Raw genomic sequence first — 16254 nt, 5'->3', positions numbered from 1 at the left:
CGAGCAACTTGATCACCTCGACCGTCAGGCCAGTATTTGAGGGCGCCGTGTGGGCCCAACACCACCTGCACGGCGTCCGCTGGCGCCGCCAGCGGGGCATCCTGCCGCGCCAGGATCTGGTTCGCCGAGGGCTCCGATTCCGAAAAGATCTCCCCAGGTTCTCCCAGAGCTTTTCCTGATGTGACCTAGCCCGACCGACAGTGCCGTTCACAGCGGTCTCCCGATGCCGCAAAGCCCTGCTCAGGAACGCGGCTCCCCCCCCTCACCCCTTCCCCGCCCCCAACGTCAGCCCCGCAATGAAGTGCCTCTGCAGCAGCAGGAAGACCAGGACCGTGGGGAGAGCCACCAGGACCGAGCCCGCTGCCAGCAAGTTGTAGTCCGTGAAGAATTGACCCCTGAGGTTGTTCAGCGAAGATGTGATCGGGAGCTTTTCCGGGTTGGAGATGAAGATCAGGGCCCAGAGAAAATCGTTGTAGATCCAGGTGAATTCGAGCGTGGCCAGGGCCGCGAGGGCCGGGCGGCACAGGGGCAGCGTGACGCGCCAGAACTGGGTCCACACTCCCGCGCCGTCCACGATCGCCGCTTCCAGGATCTCCTTCGGGAGCGTCCGCATGAAGTTGGCGAGGACGAAGACGCAGAAGCCGATCTGGAAGCCGACGTTGACGAGGATCAGCGCCCAGAAGGAGTCGTAAAGGGTGAGCGAGTCGGACATCCACCACGGCAGCGGGATCTTCAGGAAGAGGGCGTACAGGGGGGTCACCAGGACCTGCGGAGGCAGCAGGTTGCCCGCCGTGAAGAGCATCAGGAGGATCAATCCGCCGCGGATCCTCAGCCGCGACACCGCGAACGCCACGAACGACGCGAGGAACAGCGTCACGATCACCGCGGGCACCGCGATCAGGAGCGTATTCGTGAAGTACTTCCCCATACCGGATTCGGTGTAGGCCTCGCGGTAGTAGTCGAAGGAGAGCCGGTCGGGCCAGGAGAAGTAGCCGTGCTCTGCCGTCTCTTCGTACGGGCGCAGCGACGCGTAGACGGCAAGCAGCAGCGGCGCGAGGAAGGCGAGGGAGACCGCGGAGAGGAAGAGCGGTACACCGAACTTGCCTCGGCGGGGCGGGCGTTGGGGCCGCACGGACATCGCGGGCTTCGTGGGCGGGCGGCGGTCCGGGGACGTCGTGCGCAGATCTGCCGTCATCGGTCGCGCGCACCTCGCAGCTCTTGGACCAGGAACGTCACGATGAATCCCAGGGATACGGTGAGCAGGACGACCGCGATGGCCGAGCCGAATCCGATGCGGCTCGCCTCGCCGATGATGTTGTCGGTGATGAGCACGGAGAGCAGTTCCAGGCCGTTGCGGCCCTTGTTCACCGCGTACACGATGTCGAAGGCGCGCAGCGCTTCGATGACCGTGATCACCCCGACGATGACATTGACGGGGCGCAGCGTCGGGAACACGACGCGGAAGAAAGTCTGGCGGGTGTTCGCGCCGTCGATCGCGGCCGCTTCCTTGAGGGCGGGGTCCACGGACTTCAGTCCGGCGAGATAGAGGATCATCACGTAGCCGGTGTGCCGCCAGCTCGCGGCGATCATCATCATCCAGATGTTGAGGTCGGAATTGCCGAGCCAGTCGATGGGGTCCTTCTCGTTGCCCAGAAGGGTGTTGACGACTCCCTGGTCGGTACCGAGGAGCAGTTGTGCCATAAAGCCGACCACGGCGAGCGAGAGCACCACCGGCATGTAGAGCACGGACTGGTAGAAGCGGCTGAACCGCACGCCTCGGTCGATGAGGACCGCGAGGAGGAGGCCGAACGGTGTCGCCACCAGGCCGAGGAAGGCTGTCCAGAGGAGGTTGTGGCGGACGGCGGGCCAAAAGGCGGGATAGTTGTCGACGAGGCTCTCGTAGTTCTTTCCGCCCACCCAGTGAATGTCGCCGATGCCGTCCCAGGACGTGAAGGACAGACCGATGGAGGCCAGCGTCGGGCCCCAGATCACGACCGCCTCGATCAGGATCGGAATGCCCAGGAGCAGAGTGAGGACGAGTACGTCGCGGCGTGTGAAGCGCGTCGGGCCGCCGCGTCGTCCATATCGCTTCGCGCCTCGCCGCCCCCGCCCGGTACTCGGCGGCGACTGCTCAGTGCCTTTCGTCGGTGCGGTACGCGATGCCCCCATGGTCAGCCGACGTCCTGCGCGAAGATGTCTTTCTTCTGCCGTTCGATGCTGTTGACCAGGCCGTCGACGTTCTTCGGGTTGTCGATGAAGTCCTGCAGCGCCTTGATCATGACGGTCTGCGCGAAGTCGGGGCGGGTGTCGCGGTCGAGGAACTGCGATATCTGCTTGGCGCCCGAGACCAGTTCGGCCGACTTCTTCTGCAGCGGGCTGTACTTGGAGGTGTCGGCGCCGTCGTTGACCGCAACGTTGTTCGGGTCGCCGGCCAGGTAGACATCCTCGGCCTCGGGGGTTCCGAGCCATTTCAGGAGGTCCTTGCCCGCGTCGATGTTCTTGGCCTTCTTGGCGATCAGGAATCCGTCGATCGGCGCCTCCACCGCGTCCTGTCCGTGCGCGGGGTCGATCTCCGGGAAGGCGAAGAAGTCGATGTCGTCGCGCTCGTCCGCGGGGAACTGCTGGCCCGGGTGCGGCATTCCGAAGACGGCCATGCCCGTCCTGCGCTGCTGCAGGCCCTGCCCGGCCTCCTCCCAGGTACGGCCGAGGGCGCCCTTTTGGTAGTACGGCATGAGTTCGCGCCACAGGTCGAAGACCTTCTTGACCTTGGTGTCGGTCCAGGCCTGCTCGCCGGCCATCAGGCTCTTGTGGAAGTCGTATCCGTTCAGGCGAAGGTTGATGTAGTCGAAGGTTCCCATCGCGGGCCAGCCGTCCTTGTCGCAGAAGGCGACCGGAATCCCGTCCTTGTGCATCTTCTTGGCGAGGGCGATGAACTCGTCCCAGGTCTTGGCCTGTTCGTACCCCTGTTTCTCGAAGAGACTCTTGCGGTGAAAGACGGCCCACGGATAGTAGTAGTACGGCACGAAGTACTGTTTACCCTCGTGGGTGGACTGGTCCTTCAGCGCCTCGGAGAAGCCACTGAAGCCCTTCCACACATCACTGATGTCGACCAGCAGGCCCTTCTCCGCGAAGTACTGCATGCGGTATCCGGCGAACCACATGAAGACGTCGTCCGGTGTGGCCCGCAGATAGCGCGTGATGTTCTGCTGGAATTCGTTGTGCTCTGTGGTGTGGACCTCGACGGTCTTGCCGGTCTTCTTCTTGTACGCGTCGAAGGCGTCCTGGAACGCCTTCTTCGGCACGGCGTCCGAGGAGTTGGAGCCCATGGTGACTTCGTTCTTGTTGCCACCCGGCTTCTCACCACAGGCGCTGAGCAGCGCGGGAAGGGTGACCGCCCCGGCTGTGACGGTCGCGCCACGCAGGAGATTCCGCCGGGACATCCGATGTCCTGTCATGCCCTTCGGCGCGACCGGACCGCTGAACGATGACTGTGCCATGTCCCCCTCCTCGGGGTGCAACCAAACACAACCGAACGCGAGGGTTGGATCTCACTCCCAAGAGGCACCGCAGTCAAGGGTTCCGGCGCCAGGCGTCCGAACCGTTACCGCTCCTCTTCCAACAGAGTCCAACACGCCCTACCGTGAGCGCGCAGCTGTGACGCGTACGCCCAAACCCCCCATCTTCCGCGAGTACGGAGGAACGTAACGATGCGTCATCTCCCATCCCGCACAACCCGCCGAAGAGTGGTCGGATCGCTGGCCACCGTTCTGTTATGCGCCGGAGGGCTCGCCGCCCCGGCCGCCGCCGGTGAGTCCGACGCGGACGGCCGTGCCACCGCCGATCGCACAGCCACCGATCACTCAACCACCGACCGTGCCGCCGCCGACCGCACCGCCGCCGGCCCCGACGTCAAGCTTCCCGACGGGCTCGCCCTCACCCCGCCCATGGGCTTCAACAACTGGAACTCCACCCACTGCAGGGCCGAGTTCGACGAAGCGATGGTCAAGGGAATCGCCGACATCTTCGTGGAGAAGGGCCTCAAGAAGGCCGGCTACGAATACGTCAACCTCGACGACTGCTGGGCGCTGCCCGAGCGCGACGCGAACGGCAAGTTGGTCCCGGACCCGAAGCGATTCCCCAATGGAATCAAGGCCGTTGCCGACTACGTCCACGCCAAGGGCCTGAAGCTCGGCATCTACACCAGCGCCGGAACGAAGACCTGCAACGAAGCGGGGTTCCCCGGCGCGCTCGGCCATGAGCGCAACGACGCACAGCAGTTCGCGGACTGGGGCGTCGACTACCTCAAGTACGACAACTGCAACAACCAAGGCGTGGACGCCAAGAAGCGGTACATCGCGATGCGCGACGCACTGAAGGCCGCCTCCGAGACCACCGGCAGGCCCATCGTCTACAGCATCTGCGAATGGGGCGAGAACAAGCCATGGGAGTGGGCCGCCGACGTCGGCCATCTGTGGCGCACCACCGGTGACATCAGCGACAACTGGGGCTCGATGGTGTCGATCATGAAGCGGAACCTGCCGCTCGCGAAGTACGCGGGGCCCGGACGCTGGAACGACCCCGACATGCTCGAGGTCGGCAACGGCGGCATGACGGACACCGAGTACCGTACGCACTTCTCCATGTGGTCGATCATGGCGGCGCCGCTGCTGATCGGCTCGGATCTGCGCAAGGCATCCCCGGAGACCTTCGAGATCCTCGGCAACGAAGAGGTCGTCGCGGTCGACCAGGACCCGCTCGGCAAACAGGGCGAGGTCGTGTCGTCGGAGAGCGGGCGCTGGGTCGTCGCCAAGGAGATGAAGGACGGCAGCCGCGCCGTCGCCCTCTTCAACGAGACCGACAGCGCGCAACGCCTCGCCACCACCGCGAAGGCCGTCGGCCTGCCCGAGGCCGCCGGGTACTCGCTGCGCGACCTGTGGCGGCACAAGAACTACCAGACCGCGGGCGGCATTTCGGCGACCGTCCCCGCGCACGGCACCGTGCTGCTGCGCGTGTCCGCCGACGGCAAGTGGAACGCGTACCCGCCGGCCGTCGAACTCGGCCTGGACGGCGGCGACTTCTTCGAGGCGGGCAAGGCCGCGCCGATCACCACGTCGGTCACCAACCTCGGCCGCACCTCCGCCCGCCAGGTGGCCGCCTCGCTGTCCGCCCCCGAGGGCTGGCGGGTCAAGGCGACCTCGCCGACCACGGCGCGGTCGCTCGCGACCGGAAAGTCCCTGCGTACGTCGTGGCAGGTCGCCGCGCCTGCGGGCACGGCACCGGGGACGTACGCACTGACACTGAAGTCGACCTATCGCTCACCCTCCGGCGTACGCGCCGAGAACGTCCTGCCGCTGTCCGTACGCGTCGTCGTCGCACCGCCCGCGGGCGCGTCGGGGCTCGGCGATCTGCCGTGGCTGTCGATGACCAACGGCTGGGGGCCCGCCGAGCGGAACACCAGCAACGGCGAGGGCGCGCTCGGTGACGGCAAGCCGATCACCATCGGCGGGAAGGTGTACGCGAAGGGGCTCGGCGCGCACGCCGAGAGCTCCGTGGCCTATTACGCGGGCCGGGCGTGCGAGAAGGTCAGCGCCGACGTCGGTGTCGACGACGAGACCCTCACGGGCGGCACGGTCGCGTTCGAGGTCTGGGCGGACGACAAGAAGGTGGCGTCGACCGGCGTGCTCACCAACGCCATGTCGGCACAGCCCCTTTCCGCGGACGTCACCGGCGCCCAGGTCGTACGGCTCGTCGTCACCGACGGCGGCGACGGCATCTACGCCGACCACGCGGACTGGGCGGACGCGACGCTGACGTGCTGACGCCGACGGCTGCGGCGTCGACGGTCGTGACGCCAGCACCCGTGACGTCGGCGGTCGTGACGCCGGGTGTCGTACGTCGACGGTCCCCGCACAGGTGACGGCCACCGGGACGGCATTCACCCGCTGACAACCGGCCCGGGGCAACACCCACTTGCCTCGGGCCGGCCCCGGTGGCTCGCTGACCGAGCGTCGGCCCGGGGCGAAGCCGCTGCCCGCGGGTCGGTCCGGGCGCGGATCGGTCCGGGGCGAAGCCGCTCGCTGCGGGGCGGTCCGGGCGCGGGTCGATCCGGGCGCGCGTCGATCCGGGCGCGCGTCGCTCGCCGCGGGTCGGTCGGGGCGAAGCTCACCTGCCAAGGGCCGGTTCGACGCCATCGCTTACAGCGGGCCGGTCCGGATCCAAGCTCATCTGCCGCAGGCCAGCCCTCGGAGGGCGTAGCGCACTTACCGAGCGTCCATCCAGGGCGAGGGGCACCTGCTGACAACCGGCCCGGGGCAATGCCCACTTGCCATGGACCGGTCCGGGGCGAGGGCCGCTCGCCGCGGGCCGGTCAGGGCGAAACTCACCAGACGCAGGCCTTTCCAAGGGCTCGCTTCCCGTGGTCGCCGCAGAAGCCCCGCGCCTCAGCTCCCCACCGCTGACCCCAGCTCCACCGCCGCGCTCCGGCCGCTGCCCAGCGCTGCCGCCGCCGCTCCCACCAGGCCCGCGTCCGTGCCCATCAGCGCGGGGGCCACCGTCAGGCGGCGTACGAAGGAGAGCGTCGCGTACTCGCGCAGGGCGCGGCGCAGCGGGGCGAACAGGATGTCGCCCGACTTCGCCACTCCCCCGCCGATCACCGCGATGTCGATCTCGACGAGCGTGGCCGTGGCGGCGATTCCGGCGGCCAGGGCCTGGGCGGCGCGTTCGAAGGAGGCGAGGGCGACCGGGTCGCCCGCGCGGGCGGCGGTCGCCACCGCGGCCGCCGATGCATCGCCGTCGGGTCCGGGGACCCAGCCGCGCTCCAGGGCCCGGCGCGCGATGTTCGGGCCGCTGGCTATCCGCTCGACGCAGCCGCGCGCGCCGCACGGGCAGGCGTCGCCGTCCAGGTCCACGCTGATGTGGCCGATATGACCGGCGTTGCCCGTGGGACCCGGGTGCAGTTTCCCGCCGAGAACGAGGCCGCCGCCGACGCCCGTCGACACCACCATGCACAGCGCGTTGTCATGGCCGCGGGCCGCGCCCTGCCAGTGCTCGGCCGCCGTCATCGCCACGCCGTCGCCGACCAGTTCGACGGGAAGCCCGCCGGTCGCCGCGCGCACCCGCGCCACCAACGGATAGCCGCGCCAGCCGGGAACGTTGACGGGGCTGACCGTGCCCGCCGACGCGTCCACGGGGCCCGCGCTGCCGATGCCCACGGCGGTCGCTCGGGCCCACAGTTCACTGGACGTCAGCTCCGCGAGGACCTCCTCGACCGCGCGCATCACGATGTCGCCGTCCTCGCGCGCGGGCGTCGGCCGCTGGGCACGCAGGAGGATCCGGCCGTGGCCGTCCACCAGGGCTCCGGCGATCTTGGTGCCGCCGATGTCGAGTGCGGCGACGAGGTCCATGTGCATCTGTGTCGGTTCTCCTGGTGTATCGGCAGGCCGGAGAGTGCGAAGGACAGTCTCCCTTGCATCTGACAACGTTGTCCAGGCCCTATGCTCGACGCCACATGCTCATGACGGGTCCCGGGGAAGAGCGGGGGAAGGCCAGGGGAAGACCCTTGGTGGAACCCTTGGCGCGCCAGGGACGCCCGATGGGTGACCGCGTGGACGACAGGACAGGACAGCGCACCGTGGCCGAGACCGCCGCCCGACGACCCGAGAACCGTTACGGCAATCGTCCGACCATGAAGGATGTCGCCGCGCGCGCGGGAGTCGGCCTGAAGACGGTCTCGCGGGTCGTCAACGGCGAGCCGGGCGTCACGCCCGACACCGAGCGCCGCGTCCAGGAGGCCATCGAGGCCCTCGGCTTCCGCCGCAACGACAGCGCGCGCGTGCTGCGCAAGGGCCGCACCGCCAGCATCGGCCTCGTCCTGGAGGACCTGGCCGACCCCTTCTACGGCCCGCTGAGCCGCGCCGTCGAGGAGGTCGCGCGTGCGCACGGCGCGCTGCTCATCAACGGGTCGAGCGCCGAAGACCCGGACCGCGAACAGGAGTTGGTGCTCGCGCTGTGCGCCCGCAGGGTCGACGGGCTCGTGGTGATCCCGGCCGGTGACGACCACCGCTATCTGGAGCCGGAGATCGCCGCCGGTGTCGCCACCGTCTTCGTCGACCGGCCCGCCGGGAAGATCGACGCCGACGTGGTGCTGTCCGACAGCTTCGGCGGGGCGCGGGACGGCGTCGCGCACCTCATCGCGCACGGCCACCGCCGCATCGGCTTCATCGGTGACCAGCCCCGCATCCACACCGCCATAGAGCGGCTGCGGGGCTACCGCGCCGCCATGGAGGACGCGGACATCCCGGTCGACGAGGCGTGGATGTCGCTGGGCGTCACCGATCCGGAGCGGGTCCGCGCCGCCGCCGAGTCGATGCTCGCCGGTCCCGAGCCGGTCACGGCGATCTTCGCGGGCAACAACCGCGTGACGGTGACCGTCGTCCGCGTCCTCGCCGCGCTCGACCGCCCCGTGGCCCTCGTGGGCTTCGACGACTTCGAACTCGCGGACCTGCTGGACCCCGGCGTGACCGTCATCGCCCAGGACGCGGCACAGCTGGGCAGAACAGCGGCGGAACGCCTCTTCCGCCAACTGGACGGCGCATCCGGAACCCCGGAGCGAGTCGAACTACCCACGCGCCTGATCACACGCGGCTCGGGCGAACTGCCACCGGCGGACTGAACGCACCTCCCGGCACCTGTTCACACACCGAGTTCCCGGATCAGCTCGCTCACGCCTCCGGGCCTCTCGGTCGCTCCTCGCCCCTCCAGCGCCCTCAGTCGGGCCACCGCCTCGCTCAGCCACTCCGGGTCGCCCAGCCGGTGTGCCGCCTTCGCCTTGGTCGTCTCTGCGAACAGCGCGTCCACCAGGCCGATGTGGCGGAACGTGCAGGAGCGCTTGTGGTGGGTGTAATGAGCCGACCAGGTGTCGTACGGATGACGGACCAGCGCCCGCACGGAACAGGCATCGCGGCCGACCATGGTGCTGCCGGTGCCGATCACACCCATCATGCGGGTGGCCATCCACGCCCATTGGCCGGCCCACACGTCGAGCTCCACGAACCGGGACCAGGGCACGACCGCTCGGGGTTCCGGTGCCCAGGAGCTGTGGTGCTCCATGCCTTCCGCGGTGAGGACGAGCCATGAGCTGGTCCCGCGCGTCGCGTCGCCGATGACCCACCTGCCCCCGACGAGTTCCAGCGGTCCCAGCCGTTCAGGCATGCCCTCTCCGGTCCTTCTCCGGTCCTTCTCCGGTCCTTCTCCGGTCCTTCTCCGGTCCTTCTCCGGTCCTTCTCCGGTCCTTCTCCGGTCCTTCGTACGTACGGCCGAACCGGAGCAGTACCTTCTGCCCCATTTCGACCGAAGTCAGGGCCAGAAGAGTCAGAAGGGCCAGAAGACGACCGCCAGCGCGATCAGCGTGCCCAGGGCCACGAGCCCGCCGACGACCCCGAAGACGCGCGCGACCTTCTGGCCCGCGGGGCGGATCTCCTGCCAGCCCAGCTCCCCCGCCGCGCCCCGGATCAGGCGGTGACCGTCGGCGGACGCGAAGCTGTGGCGCTCGGTGCCGTCCAGGGAGCGGCTCCAGGTGCGGTACCTGCTCCGGCCGGTCGTCACGGTCCGCCCTCGTGCGGGACCCGGTCCGTGCTGCTCGGTGACAACGACGTCCGTCATGACGAACATCCTGTCCCGCGAGCTCAACTCGACCCGGTAGGTGTGCACTTGGGTGGTGTGACGGCTCGTCGTCGGGACGTCCGCGGTCAGGTCGAAGCCCCGCCCCGTCCGCCGCAGCCGATACTCCGTCCCCGTATCCGCCTCCGCTACGGCCGACCGGATGCGGTCGTAGAACTCGTCCGTCCCGCACGGGCGTTGGGTTTCGCTCATGGGACCGGGCCTCCTCTCCCCGCCAGGGGTCAGCAGGTCGGCAGGCCCGGCAGCGGCTTGTCGTTGTCGCCGCCCTTGAGGTAGACGTCGCTGACGAAGACGTTCGTGTTGCCGCTGTCGTCGTCCGTCTTGGCCCACCAGACGTTCGTCCACCGGCCGTACGTCTCGCGGCGGCCCAGGTTCTGCTGGCAGTAGAAGTAGTTGGTGCCCGCGTTCAGCGTGCCCGCCTCGGCGCCGCCCGCCGTGTACGACTTCGCGGTGCGCCACACGTCGCAGTTGTACTTGCCGCCGCCCGCCGGATGGCAGACGGGGTCCGGCGCGGAGCCGCCGCCGTCGCCCGAGCCTCCGGAGCCGCCCGAACCGCCGTCCGTCGGCTTGGTGGTGGGGTCGGGGCGCGAGGAGGACGTGTCGCCGCCCTCGTCCTTGCCCTTGTCCCGGTCCTTGGCGCCCGCGCCGTCCTTGCCGGTGTCCTCGGCGCCGCCGGAGGGCTTCGCGTCCGGCTCGCGGGTCTTCTTGTCGCCCTGCTCCGAGGGCTTGGGGCGCTTCGACTCGCCGCCGAGCGGGCCGTTGCTGCCGTCGTCCGCGGTCGAGCCCGCGCGCCCCGGGTTCACGTCCTCGCGCGCCTGGGTGTCGCCGTCGCCCCTGGAGTTGAGGAAGGCCACCGCGCCTCCGGTCACCGCGAGGACCACCGCCACGGCAGCCGCGGCGAGCAACACGCGACCCCGCCGCGGGCGTTGGGTGGAGCGGGTCTCGGCGAGCCCTGCGGGCGCGGCACCCTGATGCCCCACAAAGGGCCCAGGGGCCGGGGCGGAAGCGGGAGTCGGTACGGGAGTCGGGACAGCGGCCTGAGCCGGATCCGACGCCTGCGCCATCGCGGAAGGCGGCCCGAATCCCGGCGGCGGTCCGCTCGGGATGCTGCGCTCCGTGCCTCCGTACGGCCCCGGGGCAGGCGTACCCGGACTGCCGAAGGCCCCGGGAGGCGTCCCGCCCGCCGCCACCCCGGCGAGCAGGCGCCGCGCGGCGTCCGCGTCGGGGCGCGCCTGCGGGTCCTTGTGCATGAGCTGCCGCAGTACGGGCGTCAGGGGCCCCGAGCGCTGCGGCTCGGGCAGCGGGTCGGCGACGATCGCGGTGAGCGTGGACCACGTCGACGTACGACGGAAAGGAGAGGAGCCCTCCACCGCGGCGTACAGGGTCGCGCCGAGTGCCCAGACGTCGGAGGCGGGGCCCGGGTCATGGCCCTGGGCACGCTCGGGCGCCAAGTAGTCCAGCGAGCCGACCAGTTCGCCGCTGCGGGTGAGGTGGGTGGACGAGCCGTCGCCGGGGTCGTCCATCGTGGCGATGCCGAAGTCGGTGAGGACGACGCGGCCGCCGGCTCCCAGCAGGATGTTGCCGGGCTTCACGTCGCGGTGCAGGACGCCCACGCCGTGCGCCGCGGCCAGGGCCTCCATGACCTTGGCGCCGATCCCCGCGGCCTCGCGGGGGTCGAGGGTGCCGCGGTCGCGCAGCACGTCGTCCAGGGAGGGGCCGTCGATGAGCTCCATGACGATCAGCGGGCGCCCTTCGACCTCCGCCACGTCGTGCACGGCGACCACTCCGGGGTGGCGCACGCGGGCGGCCGCGCGGGCCTCGCGCTGCATCCGCAGGCGCAGGTCGGCCAGTTCGGGCCCGCCCGCGTCCGTGTACGTCCGCAGTTCCTTGACCGCGACCTCGCGGTGCAGCACCTCGTCGACGGCGCGCCACACGACGCCCATGCCGCCGCGCCCCAGCTGTGCCACGACGCGATAGCGCCCGGCGAGGAGCCTGCCGACCCCGCCCGTCTGTTCCTGATCCCCCGAAGACACCGCTGCCCCGTTCCTGCGACACCACATTGCGTGGCGTACAGACTACGGGGCAGCGGTGACAGCCAGGGGCCGGTGTTACCTGCCCGACACCGTGAGGTCGCCGCGGCGCGGTCCCGCGAAGCCCTGCAGCCGGGCAAGGGTCAGGCCGGTGAGCCGGGTCACCTCGCCCGCGTCGAGGGCGCCGCAGTCCAGGCCGCGCAGCAGATAGCCCGCGAGGGCCTTGGCGGTGGCGGGCTCGTCGGCCACGTCGCCGCCCTCGTGGTGACCGGCGTAGGCGGCCAGGCGCGCGGCGGCCGCCTCGAAGCCCTCGCGGTAGAACGCGAACACGGCGGCGTAGCGCGTGGGGATGTGGCCGGGGTGCATGTCCCAGCCCTGGTAGTAGGCGCGGGCCAGGGCACGCCGGGTGAGGCCGTAGTGCAGCCGCCAGGCGTCGTGGACCTTCTCGGTGGAGCCGACGGGCAGGACGTTGGTGGAGCCGTCGGAGACGCGCACTCCGGTGCCCGCGGCGGCGACCTGCATGACGGCCTTGGCGTGGTCGGCGGCCGGGTGGTCGCTGGCCTGGTAGGCGGCGCTGACGCCGAGGCAGGCGCTGTAGTCGAAGGTGCCGTAATGCAGGCCGGTGGCGCGGCCCTCGGCGGCCTGGATCATCCGGGCGACGGCGGCGGTGCCGTCGGTGGCGAGGATGGACTGGCTGGTCTCGATCTGGATCTCGAAGCCGATCCGGCCGCGCTCCAGGCCGTGCGCCTTCTCGAACTCCTCCAGGAGCCGCACCATCGCGGTGACCTGCTCGGGGTACGTCACCTTGGGCAGCGTCAGGACGAGGCCGTCGGGCAGGCCGCCCGCGGCCATGAGGCCGGACAGGAAGACGTCGAGGGTGCGGATGCCGCGGTCGCGGACCGCCTCCTCCATGCACTTCATGCGGATGCCCATGTACGGGGCCGCGGTGCCGTTCTTGTAGGCCTCGGCGACCAGGCGGGCCGCGCGGGCGGCGTCCTGGTCCTCGTCGGCGCCCTTGTAGCCGTCCTCGAAGTCGATGCGCAGGTCTTCGACGGGCTCGCGCTCCAGCTTGGCCCGCACGCGCGTGTGGACGGCCTCGGCGAGGTCGTCGCCCAGGCCGAGGACCGCGGCGAAGGAGGCGGCGTCCGGGGCGTGCTCGTCGAGCATCGCCAGGGCCTTGTCGCCCCAGGTACGGATCGAGTCCGCGTCGAATTGCTCACCGGGGACGTACACGGTGTGGACGGGCTGGCGCGTGCCTGGGTCCCCGGGGTAGCGGCGCTCCAGCTCCGCGTCCACCGGGGCGAGGGAAGCGCTGATGCCCTCGCTGACCGCGCCGGCGAGGCTCGTTGCCACCTTCTCTTGCTGACCCATTCCCGCATCCTCCACACGCTCGGTGCCGCGCCCGGCATTTCCGCTCCACGGAATCAACAATCCGTATAGCGAAGTTATCCGCGACCTTCGTGCTGGTCAACACCCTCTCGTGCCCTGGACCCGTCCCCGACCACGGGAGTTCACGCACACCCCGGATCCTTCTCCAGCCGACCCAGGTCCTTCGCCGGCTGTCCCAGATCCTTCTCCAGTCGTCCCAGATCCTGTCCGGCTGTCTCAGATCCTGCTTCCGCACGCGTACGCGCGCACCCCATCCTGACCGCGCGCCCCGAACCGAAGGAGACCGTGTGCCGACCGACTCCCGTGTCACGCGCCGCTTTGGACTGCGGACCGTCCTCGCGGCGGCCGCCGCGCTTCCCCTCTTCAGCACCGCGCTGTCGGCCGCCCCCGCGCGCGCCGTCGAGCGGGGGCGGCCGCCGCCTGGAGGTCATGTCGTTCAACCTCCGCTACGCGAGCACCACCCCGCCGAACACCTGGGCCGACCGCCGCCCGGTCACCCGGGAGCTGCTGCGCCGCGCGCGGCCGCACGTCGTCGGCACCCAGGAAGGCCTCTACCAACAGGTTCGGGACATCGCGGCCGACCTCGGCCCGCACTACGACTGGATCGGCACAGGACGCGCGGGCGGCAGCCGCGACGAGTTCATGACCGTCTACTACGACACCCGCAGGCTGGCCCCGGTCGAGTACGACCACTTCTGGCTCTCGGACACCCCGGACGTCATCGGGTCCAACACCTGGGGCGGCGGCTCCATACGCATGGTCACCCGGGTCCGCTTCCACGACCTGCGCACGGACGAGGAGCTGTACGTCCTCAACACCCACCTGGACAACGCCTCCCAGTACGCACGCGCGCGTGCCGCGTCCCTGATCGTCGAACGCGCGGGACGCCTCGACCCGTCCCTGCCGCTCGTCGTGACGGGCGACTTCAACGTGGCCGCGCACAAGAACCCGGTCTACGACACGCTCCTGGGCGCCGGGCTCGTCGACACCTGGGACGCCGCGGACCGACGGAGCAAGGCGTACGCCACCTTCCACGGCTACAAGCCGCTCACCCCGGACGGCGACCGCATCGACTGGATCCTCGCGACGCGCGGGACGCGCGTGCACGAGGCGTCGATCAACACCTTCTCCCTGGGCGGGCAGTTCCCCAGCGACCACCTGCCCGTGCAGGCGAGCCTGACGCTGTGACGCACGAAGGCCCCCGGCCCCGCGGCGTGCGGGAACGGGGGCCTCGGGCGATCGACGAGCTCAGCCCTTGCGGGAGTTGACCTCTTCGGTGAGCTGCGGGACGACTTCGAAGAGGTCGCCGACCACGCCGTAGTCGACCAGGTCGAAGATCGGGGCCTCGGCGTCCTTGTTGATGGCCACGATGGTCTTCGAGGTCTGCATGCCGGCGCGGTGCTGGATCGCACCGGAGATGCCGGACGCGATGTACAGCTGCGGGGAGACCGACTTACCGGTCTGGCCCACCTGGTTGGAGTGCGGGTACCAGCCGGCGTCGACCGCGGCGCGCGAGGCGCCCACGGCGGCACCGAGCGAGTCGGCGAGCGCCTCGATGATCGAGAAGTTCTCGGCACCGTTGACGCCACGGCCGCCGGAGACCACGATCGCGGCCTCGGTCAGCTCGGGGCGGCCCGTCGACTCGCGCGGGGTGCGCGAGACGACCTTGGTGCCGGTGGCCTTCTCGGAGAAGGAGACCGAGAGCGCCTCGACCGCGCCCGCGGCCGGGGCGGGCTCCACGGCGGCCGAGTTCGGCTTGACCGTGATGACCGGGGTGCCGCTGGAGACACGGGACTTGGTGGTGAAGGAGGCGGCGAACGCGGACTGCGTCGCCACCGGACCCTCGTCGCCTGCCTCGAGGTCGACGGCGTCCGTGATGATGCCGGACTTGATGCGGACCGCGAGGCGGGCCGCGATCTCCTTGCCCTCGGCGGACGACGGGACGAGCACCGCGGCCGGGGAGACGGCCTCGTACGCGGCCTGGAGCGCGTCCACCTTCGGCACGACGAGGTAGTCGGCGAACTCGGGGGCGTCCGCGGTGAGGACCTTGACCGCGCCGTGCTCGGCGAGCGAGGCGGCGGTGTCGGCGGCGCCGTTGCCCAGCGCGACGGCGACGGGCTCGCCGATGCGGCGGGCCAGCGTCAGCAGCTCCAGGGTGGGCTTGCGGACGGCACCGTCCACGTGGTCGACGTAGACGAGAACTTCAGCCATGGGACTTCAATCTCCTGCAGTTGCGAAGAAGTTGGGCGGTTGAGGGGTGACTGAAGCTCAGATGAACTTCTGGCCCGCGAGGAACTCGGCGAGCTGCTTGCCGCCCTCGCCCTCGTCCTTGACGATCGTGCCGGCCGTGCGGGCCGGACGCTCGGCGGCGGAGTCGACCTTGGTCCAGGCACCCTCGAGGCCGACCTCTTCGGCGTCGATGTCCAGGTCGTCCAGGTCGAGCGACTCCACCGGCTTCTTCTTGGCGGCCATGATGCCCTTGAAGGACGGGTAACGAGCCTCGCCCGACTGGTCCGTGACGGACACGACGGCCGGCAGGGAGGCCTCCAGCTGCTCGCTGGCGGTGTCGCCGTCACGGCGGCCCTTGACGACACCGTCCTCGACGGAGACCTCGGAGAGCAGCGTGACCTGCGGGACGCCGAGGCGCTCCGCGAGGATCGCCGGCAGCACACCCATGGTGCCGTCGGTCGAGGCCATACCGGCGATGACCAGGTCGTAACCGGTCTTCTCGATGGCCTTGGCGAGCACCAGGGAGGTACCCATCACGTCGGTGCCGTGCAGGTCGTCGTCCTCGACGTGGACAGCCTTGTCGGCGCCCATGGAGAGCGCCTTGCGCAGCGCGTCCTTGGCGTCCTCGGGGCCGACGGTCAGCACGGTGATCTCCGCGTCGTCCGCCTCGTCGGCGATCTGCAGTGCCTGCTCGACCGCGTACTCGTCGAGCTCCGACAGCAGGCCGTCGACGTCGTCGCGGTCGACGGTCAGGTCATCGGCGAAGTGCCGGTCGCCGGTGGCGTCGGGCACGTACTTCACACAGACAACGATCCTCAAGCTCACGCCGGCTCTCCTACTGCATCGTCTTAACTGGGCTGCTGCCTTGGCTCATGGCCACTGCCTTCTTCCAGGCAGCATAGGCGCCTGAAGCGGCGGATCCCGGTCG

The 16254-nt window shown here is 70.1% G+C and carries 12 protein-coding genes and 1 pseudogene; 3 read left to right on the top strand and 10 right to left on the bottom strand.

The features are described from left to right. Positions 1–262: 262 nt before the first annotated feature. The 3 genes from AB0B50_RS25775 to AB0B50_RS25765 form a co-directional block, all read right to left on the bottom strand. A complete protein-coding gene (locus tag AB0B50_RS25775; protein ID WP_362336856.1) occupies positions 263–1138 on the bottom strand; it encodes a carbohydrate ABC transporter permease in 876 nt (291 codons plus the stop codon). 53 nt (positions 1139–1191) lie between these two features. Next, positions 1192–2028 carry a sugar ABC transporter permease gene (locus AB0B50_RS25770; RefSeq protein WP_362336853.1) on the bottom strand — a complete coding sequence of 279 codons (837 nt, stop codon included), beginning with the start codon at positions 2026–2028 and terminating at the stop codon, positions 1192–1194. A 143-nt stretch (positions 2029–2171) separates the two neighbouring features. Then, entirely contained in the window at positions 2172–3440 is a 1269-nt protein-coding gene (locus AB0B50_RS25765) for an ABC transporter substrate-binding protein (protein WP_362336850.1), read from the bottom strand. A 267-nt stretch (positions 3441–3707) separates the two neighbouring features. Between AB0B50_RS25765 and AB0B50_RS25760 the strand changes: the two genes are divergently transcribed. Further along, positions 3708–5819 (top strand): NPCBM/NEW2 domain-containing protein, encoded by a 2112-nt coding sequence (locus AB0B50_RS25760; protein WP_362336390.1) that lies wholly within the window; start codon positions 3708–3710, stop codon positions 5817–5819. A 621-nt stretch (positions 5820–6440) separates the two neighbouring features. On the opposite strand, the gene AB0B50_RS25755 is transcribed toward AB0B50_RS25760, so the two are convergent. Next, on the bottom strand, positions 6441–7409 hold the full coding sequence (locus AB0B50_RS25755; RefSeq protein WP_362336388.1) for an ROK family protein: 969 nt from the start codon (positions 7407–7409) through the stop codon (positions 6441–6443). A 182-nt stretch (positions 7410–7591) separates the two neighbouring features. On the opposite strand from AB0B50_RS25755, the gene AB0B50_RS25750 reads away from it, so the two are divergent. Further along, complete coding sequence (locus tag AB0B50_RS25750) at positions 7592–8671, top strand: LacI family DNA-binding transcriptional regulator (protein WP_362336385.1); 1080 nt, start codon at positions 7592–7594, stop codon at positions 8669–8671. Positions 8672–8691: 20 nt separating this feature from the next. Here the strand turns inward: AB0B50_RS25750 and AB0B50_RS25745 are convergent, their stop codons facing one another. From AB0B50_RS25745 to AB0B50_RS25730, 4 genes are all read right to left on the bottom strand, one after another. Beyond that, a complete protein-coding gene (locus tag AB0B50_RS25745; protein ID WP_362336382.1) occupies positions 8692–9210 on the bottom strand; it encodes a hypothetical protein in 519 nt (172 codons plus the stop codon). A 159-nt stretch (positions 9211–9369) separates the two neighbouring features. After that, positions 9370–9870, bottom strand: coding sequence for a hypothetical protein (locus tag AB0B50_RS25740; RefSeq protein ID WP_362336379.1), 501 nt, complete (start codon positions 9868–9870; stop codon positions 9370–9372). A 29-nt stretch (positions 9871–9899) separates the two neighbouring features. Continuing rightward, on the bottom strand, positions 9900–11711 hold the full coding sequence (locus tag AB0B50_RS25735) for a protein kinase (protein WP_362336376.1): 1812 nt from the start codon (positions 11709–11711) through the stop codon (positions 9900–9902). A gap of 75 nt (positions 11712–11786) precedes the next feature. Further along, positions 11787–13079, bottom strand: coding sequence for an aldolase/citrate lyase family protein (locus tag AB0B50_RS25730; RefSeq protein ID WP_362336373.1), 1293 nt, complete (start codon positions 13077–13079; stop codon positions 11787–11789). A gap of 305 nt (positions 13080–13384) precedes the next feature. On the opposite strand from AB0B50_RS25730, the pseudogene AB0B50_RS25725 reads away from it, so the two are divergent. Next, positions 13385–14285, top strand: a pseudogene (locus AB0B50_RS25725) (endonuclease/exonuclease/phosphatase family protein). A 60-nt stretch (positions 14286–14345) separates the two neighbouring features. Here the strand turns inward: AB0B50_RS25725 and AB0B50_RS25720 are convergent. Both AB0B50_RS25720 and AB0B50_RS25715 read right to left on the bottom strand, forming a co-directional pair. Next, positions 14346–15308 carry an electron transfer flavoprotein subunit alpha/FixB family protein gene (locus AB0B50_RS25720; RefSeq protein WP_362336370.1) on the bottom strand — a complete coding sequence of 321 codons (963 nt, stop codon included), beginning with the start codon at positions 15306–15308 and terminating at the stop codon, positions 14346–14348. Positions 15309–15365: 57 nt separating this feature from the next. Further along, positions 15366–16151 (bottom strand): electron transfer flavoprotein subunit beta/FixA family protein, encoded by a 786-nt coding sequence (locus AB0B50_RS25715; protein ID WP_055699785.1) that lies wholly within the window; start codon positions 16149–16151, stop codon positions 15366–15368. Positions 16152–16254 lie beyond the last annotated feature (103 nt).

Origin of the sequence: Streptomyces sp. NPDC041068, from assembly GCF_040647455.1 — a bacterium.
Taxonomy (GTDB): domain Bacteria; phylum Actinomycetota; class Actinomycetes; order Streptomycetales; family Streptomycetaceae; genus Streptomyces.
The sequence above is the reverse complement of the archived record's forward strand: the minus strand, read 5'-3'. Positions and strand labels throughout refer to the sequence as shown.

Excerpts from the sequence above, each read along its gene's own strand:
- AB0B50_RS25720 (WP_362336370.1), bottom strand. The coding sequence starts at position 15,308 with ATGGCTGAAGTTCTCGTCTACGTCGACCACGTGGACGGTGCCGTCCGC.
- AB0B50_RS25750 (WP_362336385.1), top strand. The coding sequence starts at position 7,592 with ATGGGTGACCGCGTGGACGACAGGACAGGACAGCGCACCGTGGCCGAG.
- AB0B50_RS25775 (WP_362336856.1), bottom strand. The coding sequence starts at position 1,138 with ATGTCCGTGCGGCCCCAACGCCCGCCCCGCCGAGGCAAGTTCGGTGTA.
- AB0B50_RS25745 (WP_362336382.1), bottom strand. The coding sequence starts at position 9,210 with ATGCCTGAACGGCTGGGACCGCTGGAACTCGTCGGGGGCAGGTGGGTC.
- AB0B50_RS25765 (WP_362336850.1), bottom strand. The coding sequence starts at position 3,440 with ATGTCCCGGCGGAATCTCCTGCGTGGCGCGACCGTCACAGCCGGGGCG.
- AB0B50_RS25755 (WP_362336388.1), bottom strand. The coding sequence starts at position 7,409 with ATGCACATGGACCTCGTCGCCGCACTCGACATCGGCGGCACCAAGATC.
- AB0B50_RS25740 (WP_362336379.1), bottom strand. The coding sequence starts at position 9,870 with ATGAGCGAAACCCAACGCCCGTGCGGGACGGACGAGTTCTACGACCGC.
- AB0B50_RS25730 (WP_362336373.1), bottom strand. The coding sequence starts at position 13,079 with ATGGGTCAGCAAGAGAAGGTGGCAACGAGCCTCGCCGGCGCGGTCAGC.
- AB0B50_RS25760 (WP_362336390.1), top strand. The coding sequence starts at position 3,708 with ATGCGTCATCTCCCATCCCGCACAACCCGCCGAAGAGTGGTCGGATCG.